This window comes from Oceanobacillus halotolerans, assembly GCF_010993955.1.
In the GTDB taxonomy this organism is placed as follows: domain Bacteria; phylum Bacillota; class Bacilli; order Bacillales; family Amphibacillaceae; genus Oceanibacillus_A; species Oceanibacillus_A halotolerans.
Genome location: NZ_WIXL01000003.1, coordinates 142,556 through 158,396 on the forward strand (window position 1 = coordinate 142,556; position 15,841 = coordinate 158,396).

The 15,841-nt window shown below is 37.0% G+C and carries 15 protein-coding genes; 8 read left to right on the forward strand and 7 right to left on the reverse strand.

Going from position 1 to position 15,841, the window contains the following annotated elements:
- Positions 1 to 544 precede the first annotated feature (544 nt).
- The 3 genes from GHC26_RS05850 to GHC26_RS05860 all read left to right on the forward strand — a co-directional run bounded on the left by GHC26_RS05850 (position 545) and on the right by GHC26_RS05860 (position 1,416).
- Positions 545 to 769 (forward strand): DUF1659 domain-containing protein, encoded by a 225-nt coding sequence (locus tag GHC26_RS05850; protein ID WP_163970327.1) that lies wholly within the window; start codon positions 545 to 547, stop codon positions 767 to 769.
- Positions 770 to 812: 43 nt separating this feature from the next.
- Positions 813 to 1,028, forward strand: coding sequence for a DUF2922 domain-containing protein (locus GHC26_RS05855; RefSeq protein WP_163970328.1), 216 nt, complete (start codon positions 813 to 815; stop codon positions 1,026 to 1,028).
- A 244-nt stretch (positions 1,029 to 1,272) separates the two neighbouring features.
- On the forward strand, positions 1,273 to 1,416 hold the full coding sequence (locus GHC26_RS05860; protein ID WP_163970329.1) for a YvrJ family protein: 144 nt from the start codon (positions 1,273 to 1,275) through the stop codon (positions 1,414 to 1,416).
- 148 nt (positions 1,417 to 1,564) lie between these two features.
- Here the strand turns inward: GHC26_RS05860 and GHC26_RS05865 are convergent, their stop codons facing one another.
- Positions 1,565 to 2,398 carry a nucleotidyltransferase domain-containing protein gene (locus tag GHC26_RS05865; RefSeq protein WP_163970330.1) on the reverse strand — a complete coding sequence of 278 codons (834 nt, stop codon included), beginning with the start codon at positions 2,396 to 2,398 and terminating at the stop codon, positions 1,565 to 1,567.
- 576 nt (positions 2,399 to 2,974) lie between these two features.
- On the opposite strand from GHC26_RS05865, the gene GHC26_RS05870 reads away from it, so the two are divergent.
- The gene (locus GHC26_RS05870; RefSeq protein ID WP_163970331.1) at positions 2,975 to 3,889 is read left to right on the forward strand and encodes a GNAT family N-acetyltransferase; all 915 of its coding nucleotides are present in this window, start codon (positions 2,975 to 2,977) and stop codon (positions 3,887 to 3,889) included.
- 25 nt (positions 3,890 to 3,914) lie between these two features.
- On the opposite strand, the gene GHC26_RS05875 is transcribed toward GHC26_RS05870, so the two are convergent.
- The 6 genes from GHC26_RS05875 to GHC26_RS05900 all read right to left on the reverse strand — a co-directional run bounded on the left by GHC26_RS05875 (position 3,915) and on the right by GHC26_RS05900 (position 10,987).
- Positions 3,915 to 5,171: a metal-dependent hydrolase family protein gene (locus tag GHC26_RS05875; RefSeq protein WP_163970332.1), complete on the reverse strand. Its 1,257-nt coding sequence runs from the start codon at positions 5,169 to 5,171 to the stop codon at positions 3,915 to 3,917.
- A 45-nt stretch (positions 5,172 to 5,216) separates the two neighbouring features.
- Positions 5,217 to 6,407 (reverse strand): hypothetical protein, encoded by a 1,191-nt coding sequence (locus tag GHC26_RS05880; protein ID WP_163970333.1) that lies wholly within the window; start codon positions 6,405 to 6,407, stop codon positions 5,217 to 5,219.
- Between the two features lie 34 nt (positions 6,408 to 6,441).
- Positions 6,442 to 7,671, reverse strand: a complete 1,230-nt coding sequence (locus GHC26_RS05885; RefSeq protein ID WP_163970334.1) for a metal-dependent hydrolase family protein — start codon at positions 7,669 to 7,671, stop codon at positions 6,442 to 6,444.
- A gap of 416 nt (positions 7,672 to 8,087) precedes the next feature.
- On the reverse strand, positions 8,088 to 8,915 hold the full coding sequence (locus GHC26_RS05890) for an ABC transporter permease (RefSeq protein ID WP_163970335.1): 828 nt from the start codon (positions 8,913 to 8,915) through the stop codon (positions 8,088 to 8,090).
- Positions 8,915 to 9,880, reverse strand: a complete 966-nt coding sequence (locus GHC26_RS05895) for an ATP-binding cassette domain-containing protein (RefSeq protein ID WP_163970336.1) — start codon at positions 9,878 to 9,880, stop codon at positions 8,915 to 8,917. Before GHC26_RS05895 ends, GHC26_RS05890 begins: the two co-directional genes overlap by 1 nt.
- Positions 9,881 to 10,108: 228 nt before the next feature.
- Positions 10,109 to 10,987, reverse strand: a complete 879-nt coding sequence (locus GHC26_RS05900) for a glycine betaine ABC transporter substrate-binding protein (protein WP_163970337.1) — start codon at positions 10,985 to 10,987, stop codon at positions 10,109 to 10,111.
- A gap of 328 nt (positions 10,988 to 11,315) precedes the next feature.
- On the opposite strand from GHC26_RS05900, the gene GHC26_RS05905 reads away from it, so the two are divergent.
- The 4 genes from GHC26_RS05905 (at position 11,316) to GHC26_RS05920 (ending at position 15,817) form a co-directional block, all read left to right on the forward strand.
- Positions 11,316 to 12,005, forward strand: coding sequence for a response regulator transcription factor (locus GHC26_RS05905; protein WP_163970338.1), 690 nt, complete (start codon positions 11,316 to 11,318; stop codon positions 12,003 to 12,005).
- A complete protein-coding gene (locus GHC26_RS05910) occupies positions 12,002 to 13,006 on the forward strand; it encodes a sensor histidine kinase (RefSeq protein ID WP_163970339.1) in 1,005 nt (334 codons plus the stop codon). The genes GHC26_RS05905 and GHC26_RS05910 overlap by 4 nt, the downstream gene beginning before the upstream one ends.
- A gap of 110 nt (positions 13,007 to 13,116) precedes the next feature.
- Positions 13,117 to 13,878, forward strand: coding sequence for an ABC transporter ATP-binding protein (locus GHC26_RS05915; protein ID WP_163970340.1), 762 nt, complete (start codon positions 13,117 to 13,119; stop codon positions 13,876 to 13,878).
- The gene (locus GHC26_RS05920) at positions 13,868 to 15,817 is read left to right on the forward strand and encodes an ABC transporter permease (protein ID WP_163970341.1); all 1,950 of its coding nucleotides are present in this window, start codon (positions 13,868 to 13,870) and stop codon (positions 15,815 to 15,817) included. Before GHC26_RS05915 ends, GHC26_RS05920 begins: the two co-directional genes overlap by 11 nt.
- Positions 15,818 to 15,841 lie beyond the last annotated feature (24 nt).

Consider the following 15,841-nt stretch of genomic DNA (forward strand, 5'->3'; position numbering starts at 1 on the left):
TAACACAATTACTAGGGTGCCTGTCACTAACCAGATTTTGTCGAATGGAAAAAATGTCAATTTACCCCTAGCAAACACTGTCAGTAATAGGAAATACTCTTTATGACTTTGATAAAAAACCTCTTTCTTACTACAATATTCGCGCTTTTTCGCTATTACGTTGAGTCTCATCTAAATTGTAATATTCTTTAAGAGGTTGTTCAAAAAGTCCGGTGAATATGACACATCGAATTTCTTCGTTAGCTTGCTTTTCCGTTGCTCATGTATTAAATGAACTAAGGAACTTCTACTAAAACCGTCCACGTCCTGTGACCAACGTAGAAGTCACCACATCCTGTGGAAGTCCGCTACTCAAAGCTACGCTGCCTCGAACTTCCGACTTACAGGACGTACTAGTGTCGGCGTTGTAACAGGACGCCTGAGACCTTAGCCGACTCGGTCCTTTTAATCCTCCTTTTTAAACACGCACTTTAAAATAATTCACAAAAAGATGCCACCTTTTTCCTGTTTTGTTCGATTATATGGGTGAAAGGAGGTGATCGACATGGCACAAGCCAATTTATTCGATTCCGCACTTCGTATCGTCTTATATGATGGGGAGGATATTATGACAGGGGATCCAATTTATAAGTACAAAACGTTCAATAACGTGAAAACAGAAGCAACACCAGATCAGTTGTTAGCTATTGCTAATGCTTTCGTTGGCCTACAAGAACGTTCTCTTACCAAAATCGAACGCAAGGATAGCTCCGACATTTACGAAAGTTAACGAGTAGTAAAGTAATTCAAATTAATAGAAAGGAGGATTTCTAATGAAAAAATTAGAGCTTAAATTTCTAAATAAGGATGGTAAAACGGTCACATATTCACTTGAAAAACCAATAGAGCCTGTTGATCCAGAAGCGGTTAAAGCAGCAATGGATGAAGTAATCACTCAAAATGCATTCACATCAAGTGGTGGTGATATCGTCGAAAAGAAAAGCGCACGTGTAGTTGATCGCACTGTAGAAGATATTGATATTTCCTAATCAAGGGGGATTATAAATACAATGGAACAGACCAGTGGCTTATCCTCTGGTCTGTTTTAGTCAATTGGAATAAAGGAATGTAAATATTGCTGAAAGTCGTGCAGGATGAGGTGATAATCGTGCAATCAGACGTGTATATCATGCAAATACACGTTAAAGTCATGCGACTATTCCTCAAAGTCATGCGATAACACGAAAAAGTGCGCAATGACTCCTATTATTTCATAGATTGGAGGGTTCATCAATGGAGACATGGATATCTTTCGTGACAGAAGTTGGCTTTCCTATTATGGTGACATTTTATTTACTTCATCGTATTGAAGGAAAACTGAATGACTTGATCGGATCGATTCATGCATTACCAGAAAAAATGCGAACAGATCCATAAATAATTAGGGCGTGTGCAAAGGACGCGCCCCTTCTTTGTATCCAAGACTCGTCAAACAAGTGGGAAACTAGGCTATTTCCTAAAAGATTGGTGCTTATTCAAGTTTGAATCTTAATTAGTCTCTCTCCTTACATAGTATCACACGACCTCACTTTACTAGTTTTTCGGTTTCTGACACCAATTCATTTAATAGATCAATACTTTGTCTTGTTCGTTGACTATCAGCTGAAAGCATTGTGAATAGTCGATCAACCCGTTTTTTATAATTCACCGGTTTAATAGGAAACATTTCAATCATTTGTACTGCTTTTTTTTCATTAATACAGTAATTTTCATTGAGCGCAAAAAGGACTTGATTAAGACAACTAATAATCCGAAAAGCGTGTCCCGCAACATAAGAAATGTCGTCTTTGTCCACATTATCCATCGTGAATAGAAGGGAGAAATTGGCTTCAAACATAAAATAGCTAACGATTGCATCTTGTAATGGTTTTGGATACGGTGTCGTCTTTTCTTTTAATTCCGCAATTTGGTTTGTTGGATCTGCTAAAATATTACAAATTGCTATTTCTCCCATATACATCACACTTAAATACGCATGTGGATGACCAGCATGATAATGTGAGGTAACATTTCCTACTAAGCTATCATCGATTACCCGTGATACTTTATGGATATCCCGAAAAATGAGATCTACATGATAACCGTCTACAACGAGCCAGCCTCCGCCATTGATCCAGTCACCCCACTCCCCAAGGGAAGTTAAAAGGTTCTCATGGTGTTCATCATCTAGTTGTGTCGCAATCACACCAACTGGCTCTACTTGAAAACCTGCTTCTTCGTCATAGTAGATGCCAATATCAATATCAGCGTCATGATGATGGGTGTCTCTAGCCCGTGATCCACCCAATACAATACCAACAATACCAGGGATTCCTTCTAACGCTTTCGAAACTCTTTTAATTGTATTTTGTACAGTCATGTAAACTCATCCTCTACTTTTTTCTGCTGCTAATTCTCCTAGTTTATGTGTAATAGAACAATTTATTTTTCTCAATATAACTAATTTTAAAATTATTATAACAAAAAATCCAGCTTTTTTAGTTATCCTTTAGTTAGAAAAACTCGCATTCGCTCGTCCTTTAGCGAATGTGTTAGTTTTTATTATACTTGGGACATTAAAATTTTAGCAATGTCGAGTCTACTTCTTAGCTAAAATTTTATACTTTCCTAACGTGGAACAAAAGCTAGAAGCACCTTGGTCACCCCCGATTAGAAAACTTGGCTTGTCGCCAATTGGCGAAAGCCTTAGTCGCACTTATGCAATAAGAATGTTTTGTTTCTTATCTGCCAAGCATAAGCCAAGCCTCGCCGTGGCGCTTTTTGCGCGTAATGCGGGTTAACTTATGACCTCGAGGGGAGATCCGCTAGCGGCTTATTTATCCTTTTTTCCAAAAAATAATAATCAAGATACATGCAAATCAATTCGTGAAACGTTTATAATAGAAAATGCGAAAATTTACGATAATAGTAAAAAAAATTAGGGAGGGCTACAAAAATGAGTCAAACAACGATACGGTTATTACAACATGAGGATTATCCTTACATAGAAGCAATGGATACTGGTATAGAGGATGATTATGTACCACGAGTTTTTGATCACCTCGTAACTGGTAATAATCGATTATACGGTTTGTTTACAAATGATCAATTAGTTAGTATGGCTGGTTATACTATCTATGCTGGCCGCTATGCCATGCTAGGTCGATTAAGAAGTGACCGTCGTTACCGTGGAAATAACTATGCCACGACAAATGTTTCCCATGTACTAAACGAAGCGTTCCAACTAAACGGGATTCAGTGGGTTGGTGCCAATACGCAAGAAGAAAACACACCTGCTCGTCGAGTTTTAGAAAAAATTGGCCTTAAGGTTTATTCTACGCTACATGGTGCTACCACAGATGATACATCCATGTTAGAAACTGGTGCGAAAACCTGGCAACCCATTCATTCGATAAAGCAAAAGAGAGATTGGCTTCAAGCTGTTTATGTTCAATCAGCAACCGTATTTCCATATGAGTGCTATTATGCCTTCCCTGCTTCAGATGAATTATTCTCTGATGATGATTTACAAAAATGGTCTTTCTTTGAAAATGAAGCAAAAACGCGCATCGTTATTACGAAATATGATCAAAAAAAGCACCATTATTTACATACCGTGTATCCATGGCATGATATGACTGAGCAAAATGGGTTATGGGAAACGATTGCAAATGAATATCGCAAGCTACAAACTCAAACAGAGGAAGAAACTTATATTTGGATGGATATGACGAAAGAAAAAGCTGCATCCCTTCCTTCTAACCATCAATTTAAATTACCTTCACCATGGATGTTACATGGCATGGAGCGTGCGGAATGGGAGCAAAGTAAAGCTCAAATACAAAAACCAAAAACAATAGTGGGGAGATAGCTCCTCCCCACTTTCCACTATTCTATTAAACTGGAACATTTGTCTTCTGAATGTTTTTCACTACTTTTCCATTTTTCATCACATATTCAATGTTATTTGTGTCTTCTAGTGATGCAATATGGGCAAGTGGATCTGTTTTCGTAATGATGAGATCTGCTTCTTTCCCTTCTTCAAGGGTTCCAAGATGGTCATCCCAGCCCATGCATTCTGCTGCAACTTTTGTTGTTGCAACAATTGCCTCCATTGGACTCATGCCAGCCTTACACATTAAATCAAGTTCGCGCAAATTCGTTCCATGTGGCATTACACCAGCATCTGTACCCATTGCAATTTTCACACCTGCTTTGTATGCTTTTACAACACTTTCATGATGTGCTTCCACTGCTTCCTTCGCTTTTTCCAATGCATACCCTGGAATCACATCACTTTGTTTTGCTTGTTCCAACACGGAAACAGGAGCGAGTAGAGTTGGTACAAGATAGGTTCCATGCTGTACCATCAATTCAAAAGCTTCATCATCTAAATATAGACCATGTTCAATAGAGTGTATGCCGGCACGTACCGCATTTTTAACCCCTTCTGCACCCTGAGCATGTGCCATTACCTTTACCCCTTTACGAAATCTAGCTTCTCTAACCATAATTTCTAATTCTTCCTGGGAAAATTGCGTGAATTCAGGATGATCAGTTGGACTCATAACACCACCAGTTGCATGAACCTTAATAATATCAGCACCTGCACGTAGCATCTCTCTCACTTTTTGATGCACTTGATCAGGTCCATCACATAGACCATCTGGCATAGACGGATAACCTGGACTAGTTTTATCAATGCCAGACAACATCCAGTTATCGCCATGTCCACCAGTAATCGTAAGTGGGTTAATACTAATTTGCATCCGCGGACCTTCTAATAATCCTTGTTCCACAGATTGTTTTACACCAATATCCATATGACCCGCATCCCTGACAGAGGTGATCCCAGCATTTAGTGTATTTTTCATATAATGCATCGCTTTATAAAATTTCATGGAGAACGGATTTTCTAGTTGTTTTGCTAATCCTTCCTGCTCAAACATTAAATGAACATGTGTATCAAATAAGCCTGGAAGTATAAAACCATTATTGGCATCCACTACTTCAACATCATCCACATGTGGAAGGTCCTGTTCCCTTCCTACCTCTACAATTTTATTTTCTTTTAACAAAACCGCACCATTTTTAAGTGGTTCGCCACCATTTCCATCAATTACCGTTCCGTTTTTAATTAGCGTATAACTCATATTAACACTCCACTCCCTTTATTTAGAATTATTAGAATTATTCTCTTATAATGTACCAACTAAAATACTTGCTATCATAATGGACGCAACAGTAACTGTCGTAAATCCACCAACAATCATCGGTGTTAAAATATCATTAAAAATTAACTCTCGTTCTTTTTTGTTGGACCCAACACTACGGGAAACTTCTTCACAAAGGATATAATCACCAGGGAAGCCAATTAAAGCAGTTAACGCTACTGGTAATCCTTTATGGATATCCCATTTAAATACTTTGGACATAATCGTACCACCAATGATGATCCCTACAATTCCAACTGTTAGAATTAATAGGACCTCTGGTAAAACTTCTGCAAACATTCCTGGGGTAATGCCGTCCATCGATGTTAGAGTAACAACGATAATCATTGCCATCGAAAGACCAAAGGAATTTGCTCGTTCCATCATATTTCCTTGATAGAATTTGAAATAGGAACCAATAATCCCAATAGCTAACGCCCACAAGCTATAATTAATTGGTGTTACTTCTCCTAAGACGATGGCAATAGCACCACCAACGAAAACTTGTGCTAACAAGACAATTTGAGTTTGATATTTTTCGGGTAATAGAGAGGTTCGCTTCGGTTTCTTTTCCTCCTCTTGTTCCACACTTTCCTCTGCCAATGCTGCAGCTGTTTCGGTATAGCTGCCATCTTTAATTCGTTTTTGTAATTTCACCCCATACTTCCGTAAAAAATTAGACGCTAGTGGCATTCCAATGAATCCTTGTATCCCGAGTATTAAGGCTGGTATCGTAATTAAACTTGCTTGGCCAATTTCCTGCAGTTTCTCAGATGTAATGACGAAGGCTAAGATACCACCAGTTAATGGACCTACCCCAGCAACAGATGACTCATAACCAATAATTGGCATACAGATCAAAATAATTAAAATTGCCGCCACTACAATTCCTGATAATGCAATCAATACTGTTTTCCATTGTTGTTTTAATTGTTCAAATGGAATCAATGTCCCCATATGAACGATTAAAGGTGCAGGCATTAAAGCAGCAAATGCTGCTAGATTAGCCTTTTCGACTAAGTTGCTTGGGAAAACCCCAAACCATACTAGTAGCAAATAACCAGCTAAGACCACAAATAACATGGGAACTCTAGCTCTTGAAACAATCGAAATATATTCTCCAAAGGCAAAAAGTAAGAATATCATCGCAAAGGCGACCATTGGCAGGTCAAACATGGCATCACTCCTCCTATTTTTTTAAACATATTTATTATGAGATGTCTTTTAGTAATTCACCTTTCACATATACTTGTTTAATATTGTCGGTATTCACTAAGGTGGTAACATCTTCAAGTGGGTTTCCTTCAACCACTAGTAGATCTGCTTGTTTTCCAGCTTCGATCGTTCCTAGTGTATCCTCGATTCCAAGTGTTTCGGCTGCAGTCTTGGTACCTGCCTGGATCGCCTCTGAGGCACTCATCCCAACATCTTTTACTAACAATTCTAACTCCAGTCCATTCTCCCCATGGTCAACTGGATCACACCCAGCAAAGTCTGTACCTAAGGCGATTTGTACACCTGCTTTATAAGCCTTAACCATATGTTCCTTGTGTGTTTCATAGACTCGTTTCGCTTTTCTAATTCCAAATTCTGGCACTCCGTGGAGGTGACCTCTTTCAACAATCCGTTTGACTATCGATAATGTCGGTACAAGATATGCGGATTGCTTAACCATTAAGTCAATACCTTCATCATCAATGTAAATACCATGTTCAATTGTTTTTACTCCTGCAACGAGGGCATTTTTGATCCCTTCTGCTCCTTGTGCATGTGATGCAACATAGGATCCTACTGCCTCTGCCTCATGCACAATAGCTTTAATTTCATCAACTGTGAATTGAGGCCAGCGTGGATCATCTTTTTCAGAAAGAACACCACCAGTCGAGCAAATTTTAATTAAGTCTGCTCCAGCACGAAACTGCTCACGAGCTGCCTTCATACAATCTGGCACACCGTCACAAATGCGGGATGTATTAAATTCAGGTGGAAGCATATGCATATCACCATGTCCAGCTGTTTGGCTAAGGACTTGGTTAGACGTTTGGATGTTTGGACCTTTATACTGCCCTTCCTCCATCAATGTCTTAATATGTACGGCAAGAATACTGCCAACATCCCGTACTGTCGTAAAACCTGCATTAATGAGCTTTGGCATATCATTTAACGCTCTTCCCATCTGTACTTCTGTGGGTTCTAGGGCCGAAGCTGCAAGGTTTAAACTTTTTCCACCCATAATATGAACGTGAGCATCGATTAACCCAGGCATTACAGTTTTCCCTTGCAAATCAACTACCTCGGCAGTTTCAGGTACCTTTACACTGTTTGCCTCTCCAATTGCTACAATCTTCTCTCCTTCTACTAAAATCCCAGCATTTTGAACTACTTCGCCTCCATTTCCATCAATTAATGTAGCACCTTTTAAAAAAACTGAATTCCCCATCTTCTCATCCTTCCTACTTACTTTATAGTTGAGTAACCTAAGATCCTAGTAAAAGATTTACTAGATTATAGTTGTGTGGAATTAATAGTCTGATTTTTTTTAAATTAATGACTATTATAAGAGTCTTCTCATCGCTCGTCAACACTATTTTTATAAAAATTAAAATATTTACAAAAATAAATAAATAACCTATCCTATTTCTTCCTTTGTGTTACGATGATGGAGTTTTTGTATGGTTCAGTGTTATGTTCCATATTTCAATTTTCGCTTGGCAGGATTCAGTCTTCACAGGTCGAGGTTCAGGTTTCGCTTGGCATTTACATGGAGACAGCCGGAATTTCCAAAAAACAAAAAAACTTACATGAAAGAATTATCTCGCACGTAAGTTTGACATCTATATTATTCTCCTAAAGATTTTAAGCTTCTGTAGTAGAAAACTTGTAGGTTGCCAGTATAACAAAAACTAAGCTAATAGCTCCAACAACCAATACCTCTTCTGTAAATGAAATAACATGATTAAATATAGATAAATTAAGTCCCATTGCCTCGATAAGTTCAGGTGTCATCGCATCTATATCAAATACTATTTTTTTAAACATATCCACAGAATATGTTAAAGGATTTATTTTCACAAGAATATCCATCCAAAAAGGAAGTCCATTTAGCGGAAATAAAGCTCCAGACAAAAATAACATCGGAAAAATAAGTACCTGAATTACCATTTGGAAACCTTGAGTTGTTTTCAGTGTACTAGCAATCAGTAAACCGAACGAAGATATTGCAAATGCTACTAGAAACATCGTAGGAATAAGCTGGATAATGGTAACAAAGGAAATAGAAACCCCGATAAAAGGAACAAACACAAGCATCAATAAGCCTTGGAAAACAGCAACTGTACTTCCACCAAGCACTTTACCAATTGCAATGGAAACACGTGACATCGGTGAAACTAAAATTTCCCGCATGTAGCCAAATTCTTTATCTTGAACAACGGATAAAGCAGAAAAAATGGCGGTGTTAAATACGGTCATTCCAATAATTCCAGGAAACATAAATTCAACAAAATCGAAATCACGGAGTGCTCCAGCTTCACTGCCACCTAGCATAGATGACATCGCACCACTCATTCCACTACCAAATAGGATTAAAAACATAAATGGCATGGCAAATGACCCAATTAGACGTGAACGATCACGAAAAAACTTCAATATATCCCGTTGCCATATTGCAAAAATCCCTTCCATTAATGTCCCCTCCCTTGCTTCATACGATCTTTTTGGGACACTGTTTCTTCCCTTATTTCTCTGCCAGTCAAATTCAGAAATACATCATTTAAGGTTGGCCTCCTTAAATTGACACTTGTTATCGGAATCTCAAATTCTTTGACAAACTGAACTAAGAATTCATCTCCACGCTCCACTTGAAAGGTAAGAATTCCTTCTTTTTCCAGCACTTCTGTTTGATACGTTTCTTCTATTCGTGATTTCGCTGTTACATTATCTTCTGTCGCAATTTCTAAAATATCTCCACCAACATTTTTCTTCAACTGTACTGGTTTATCTAGTGCAATTAAGGCTCCATGGTCCATCACGGCAACACGATCACAAATTTCTGCTTCATCCATATAATGAGTTGTTAAAAAGATCGTAATTCCTGCCTTCTCCTTTAATTTCAGTATGTAATCCCATATATGTGCACGGGTTTGTGGGTCTAGCCCAACAGTTGGTTCATCTAAAAATAACACTCGTGGATAATGAAGCAACCCTCTAGCAATTTCCAGTCTCCTCTTCATCCCACCAGAGAATGTTTCGACAATGTTGTAGCGTTTATCTGTTAAATCAACGATCTGTAATACTTCTTGGATTCTCTCTTCTCGTAGTTTTTTCGCTACACCATAAAATTTACAATGGAGCATTAAGTTTTCATTGGCAGTTAGCTTTTCGTCTAAAGTGGACGCTTGAAAAATAAGACCAATACTGGAGCGTACCTTATTTCGTTTTTGGACAATATCATAACCATTAATCGTTGCAGTGCCTGATGATGGTTTAATAATCGTTGATAGCATATTAATCGTCGTGCTTTTCCCAGCACCATTAGGACCTAAAAACCCAAAGATCTCACCCTGTTCTACATCAAAACTTACACCTTTTACCGCTTCAAAATCCTTATAACGCTTTTTCAAATTCTTCACTTCCACGATAGTTGGCATTCAATCAACCTCTCCACTGTATCCGACAGATTAACTGTATGTCAGATACCGAATTAATATGTTATATAGTGTAACACAAATGAGTATAGCCAAGAAAAAACCTAACATATAAAGTGAAACTTCAATCAGTGTGGGTCTTACTGCCTGTTACATACGGGATAAAAAAATTACGTGAAAGAATTCTCTTCCACGTAATCCATTCGACAAAATTCGAGTCGTGACAGGCACCTACTCGCCTATCCATTCGTTTATGAGGTCCCGATTATCATCAATCCAGTTTTGTGCTCCTTCTTCTTCTGAATCTGCTTCATTTAATTCTGCCATTAAGCTTCCTAGCTGTTGATCATCTAGCATAAAATTATCAAACCATTCTACGACTTCGGGATGATCTTCTTCTAAACCTTCACGTGCTGCATACGAAATGTTTTCAGCATCACCATAAATATTGTTAGGCTCTTCTAATATTTTTAAATCCATTTCGGCAAATGTCCAATGCGGCTTCCACAGTGTAACGACAATTGGTTCTTCATTTTCCATGCGATTTTGCAATTCAGCTAACATACTTGGTTCGGAGGATGCAACTAACTCATAATCTAAATCATATTCGGTAATAACCTCTTCTGTTAACCCCATAATACTTGACCCTGGATCAATTCCAATAATCTCAGAATCAAATTGTTCTTCATTCCCCTTTAAATCCTCCACACTATTTATGTCTTCCATATAAGAAGGAACAACAAGAGCTAAATCAGTTCCCTCATACCAAGTTTCGCGCCAATCAATATTTTCTTCGTGTTCTTCATAGAATGCTTTATCAGTATTAGGAAGCCATATTTCCATCCCAATATCCAGGTCCCCCGCCACAAGTCCTTCATATAGAATTGCTTTTTCTACAGGTTCTAGCGAAACGTCATATCCTTCTTCCTCTAATATAATTTTCCACATATTCGAAACTGCTACATTTTCTGCCCAGTTATTCATTCCAATCGAAATAGATCCTTTATCTTCCTGTTCCTCTCCGCCTTCTTCTCCTTCATTATTATCAGTACCACAAGCAGCAAGGAATAGGATAAAACCTATAAGTAAAACCCTAACGAATTTTTCCATTTTGAAACCTCCTAAAAATCATACTTATTATGTATAATTAGTTATCTCATGTTTTATCGATACCATTCACACTAATAAAAAATAACTATCTTGAATGAAAGGTACGAACTAAAAAGCTAAAAACAAAAATCACTACTTTCACCATGAATTATCTTAACATAGTAAAAGAGGATATATCTTATATAATGCATCATTAAATACACCTTTTATAAATTGTCTTTCATATCTTATACAATCTCCTGTGTAGTTATTATTTATATAACTTGTATATTTGCTTTCATGACAGATATATCCGTACTCTGATAATATAATATTGGTGGTGATGAAAGTGTTTAAGATTTTACTAGTAGAAGATGACAAATCCCTATTTAAAGAGATTCAAGAGCGTTTAAGTCAGTGGTCATATAGTGTTACAGGAATTGATGATTTTAGTAATGTGCTAGAATCGTTTGCTAAAATTAAGCCAGATTTAGTCATTATCGATATTCAGTTACCTAAATATGACGGCTTTTATTGGTGCCGCATGATTCGTTCTCATTCTAGTGTTCCAATAATCTTTTTGTCTTCACGTGATCACCCAACAGATATGGTCATGTCCATGCAGCTTGGTGCAGATGATTATATCCAGAAGCCATTTCATTTTGATGTGTTGATCGCAAAAATTCAAGCAACACTAAGACGCGCCTATGATTACAATACCGAAAAAATCGAACTCAAATCATGGTGTGGTTCAACAGTCGATTACGAGGCGAACACTATTTCTAATCATGCTGGGTCAATTGAACTTAGCAGAAATGAAATGCTGATTTTAAAGCAATTAATCGAGTCTAAAAATAAAATTGTTTCAAGGGAACAATTAATGGAACGATTATGGAATGATAAACAATTTATTAGTGACAACACGTTAACCGTCAATGTCAATCGATTACGAAAACGACTAGAAGAAATCGGATTAGGCAATTATATTGAAACAAAAGTTGGCCAAGGATATATCGCAAAGGAAGAGGCAAAATCATGATAAAAGACTATTTAAGGGAAAGACGCAGTTGGATTATATTAGTTCTTTCCTTACAAATACTTAGTGTCATCATTGCATATCTTGATGCAACAGTACCGCTTAAACCAATTATATATATTGTATTTTTATCATTGATTATCTTTCTATTATTTTTGGTAATTCGCTATCCGAAAGAAACATCGTTTTATAAAAGCCTTGGTTCTCGTATTAATAATCTTGACTTAACTAGTGTCCAAGAGCCAGAAAGTCCTTTTGAAATAATGATTGCACAAAGTATGGAAGAACAAACAGAGCAACTACAGCAGTTGATCACTAAAAAACAGGTAGCATTAGAACAAGAAAAAGATGAAATCCTCTCATGGATACATGAAATAAAAACACCCTTATCCACAATAAACTTACTGATTGATCGAGTAGAAGATAAAGAAGTAAAAACGCAATTAATGTTTGAATGGTTACGTGTCCACTTATTGCTAGACCAACAACTTCATCAAAAGCGTATTTCCTCGATTGAGAATGATTTACATATTGAAAAAGTGTCATTAGAGCCAACCCTCTTTGAGGAAATTCGAACCTTACAATCCTGGTGCATTCAAAAAGGGATTGGTTTTGATGTGAAACTACAGAAGGCTGAAGTGCTTAGTGATACAAAGTGGCTTTCTTTTATATTACGTCAAATTCTAACGAACGCAGTGAAATATAGTGAAGCCTCTGAGATTGAAGTGACAAGTTTTGAACAGGACAACAAAACTTTCTTAACGATAAAAAATAGTGGAATAGGAATTGACCCGAAAGACTTACCCCGTATTTTTGAAAAAGGATTTACATCTACTGGCAGACATCAAGATCGCAATGCAACAGGGATGGGTTTATACTTAGCAAAGAAAGTGGCCAACGCACTATTGATCAATATTGAAGTAGACTCCACTCTTGGAAAGGGAACCACCTTTACACTAAAATTCCCCCAAAAGAATACTTTTTTAGCAATGACAAGCATGTGACAAAATTGTCACATGCTTTCTTCATTTGTTTGTTCAATCGAAGGAAATTTACTTTCAATGCTCTTATAATTCAAAATAGGAAAGGTAATTATATAAGGAGTGATGAGAAAGTGGCAATTTTAGAAGCAGCCAAAATACATAAAATCTATGGGAATAAGTTTAACAAGCAGGAAGTGTTAAAAGGGATTGATGTCACCATTGATAAAGGCGAGTTTGTCTCCATTATGGGGCCATCTGGATCTGGGAAGACTACCTTGTTAAATGTCCTATCTTCTATTGATCGCGTCAGCAGTGGAATGATTACAATCAAAAACTATGATATTACAGCCATGAAGGAAAAAAAGCTAGCAGAATTTCGAAAGCATCACTTAGGATTTATCTTTCAAGAATATAATTTACTAGATACGTTAACAGCGAAGGAAAATATCCTGTTACCTTTATCGATTGCGAACACTTCCAAGAAAGATGCATTACAGCAGTTTGACGGTTTAGCAAAGGAACTCGGCATTTACGATGTAAAAGATAAATATCCAAGTGAATTGTCAGGTGGTCAAAAACAAAGAACCTCCGCTGCACGTGCATTCATTCATAAGCCTAGCATTATTTTTGCCGATGAGCCAACAGGTGCATTGGATTCAAAATCCGCATCAGATCTGTTGAACAAACTTAGTGAACTAAATAAAAATCGTTTTGCAACGGTTGTGATGGTTACACACGATATGACAGCAGCTAGTTTTAGTAACCGCGTAATGTTCATCCAAGACGGACAACTATACACCCAACTAACAAAAGGAGAACAAACTAGACAGGAATTTTACAAAGATATACTGAAAACCCAAAGTATTTTAGGTGGTGTGCAAGATGAGCGTTAGGCAGCTTATTTTTCGAAACCTTAGACACAACCTAAAAAACTACTACCTCTATATATTTGCATTGATCTTTAGTGTTGCGCTATATTTTGCCTTTGTTACACTGCAATTTGACCCAGCAATGGATGAAGCGAAGGGATCCATTAAAGGTGCCGCTGCTATACGAACTGCTTCTGTCGTACTCATAGCAATTGTAGCTGTCTTTTTGTTATATGCCAATACGATTTTTATCAAACGACGCAGTAAAGAAATTGGTTTATTGCAATTAATCGGCATGCGAAAAAAACGGATTTTTCGTATTTTAAGTGCGGAAAATATGGTTCTATATTTCAGTGCTACTATTATTGGGACCTTTTTAGGGTTTAGTGGATCGAAAGTCATTACAATGATTTTATTCAAAGTCACCAAAGTCGAAACAAGTGCTACCCTTAACTTTTCTTGGCAAGCATTTATCCAAACGGTGATTGTTTTTACGATTATTTACTTGTTCATCATGATAATGAATTACCTGTTCATTAAAAAACATAGCATTCTATCACTATTTAAAGTGCAAGGATCAAGTGAATATCATGTGAAAAAAATATCTATTTTGGAAATGATGATCGGGGTAATTGGAATTATATTAATCATGTCTGGCTACTATCTATCATCAAAGTTATTTGGTGGTACTTTTACATCAATGGATGAACTCTTTTTTGCTATGATAGCAATTCTCGCTGCGGTCATCATTGGTACTTATCTTTTCTACAAAGGGTCAGTCAGTTTTATCATGAATCTCATTCGTCGGAAAAAAGCAGGCTACCTCACGATCAGTGATGTGTTATCACTGTCGTCTCTTATGTTCAAAATGAAATCAAATGCATTATTGTTAACCGTTATTACAACAGTGTCAGCGCTGGCGATTGGATTATTGTCGTTAAGCTATATTTCCTATTACTCCGCTGAAAAAAGTGCGGAAAACTATGTTATTGCAGATTTTTCAATCACGAATGAGAAGGATGCTAATAAGTTTAAAGAAGCCTTAGACGCAAATGATATTCCATACAGTGATACAATCACAGATGTTATCCAGGCAGATGTGAATCTAGTACAAATCTTAGATACAATCGAAGAAGTAAACTTTGATCCTAAACAATTTCCACTTCCTATTGTAAGTGACGAACAGGTGAAATCAGTAAATATAGTATCAGAAGAAGCCATTTTTACAGGATACACCTCTACACTGGAAGGGTTTTTAACATTTAAGGATCGTGGAGATATTGAATTACTAGCAAAAGAGAATGTGATTCCTCTCCATTATGTAGGAATGAAAGATGAATCCGTTATTCCATTATATTTTACCAATGGTGGGCTACCAGCTATCATTGTTGATGAATCTGTATTCGAAGCATTACGTAATAATTTAGATGAGGCAATTCAAAAGGAGTCTTCTACCAATGTTGGAATTGATATTTCTAATCCAGCTGATCTTGAAGAAGCAAATGAGCTGTTTAATGAACTATATGAGGAATTCACAGCTACTAGTCCACACACATCCCAACTTGATTTGAGTGATGAACAAAAAAGAAGCATGGGGTTAATGATGTTTATTGTTGGCTTTCTCGGATTAACTTTTTTAATCACATCTGGATGCATTCTTTATTTTAAACAGATGGATCAAAGCGAAGAAGAAAAACCAAATTATACGATCTTACGAAAATTAGGGTTTACTCGATATGATTTACTTCAAGGCATTAAGCGAAAACAACTATTTAATTTTGGGATCCCATTACTAATCGGGTTGTTGCACAGTTATTTTGCGGTCCAATCAGGCTGGTTCTTTTTTGGAACAGAACTATGGACACCAATGATCATCGTGATGGTATTATACACAATCCTATATTCAGTTTTCGGATTATTATCTGTCAGCTACTATAAAAAAGTGATTAAAGATGCATTATGAGATAAGCGTGGGGGAAACTCCCCA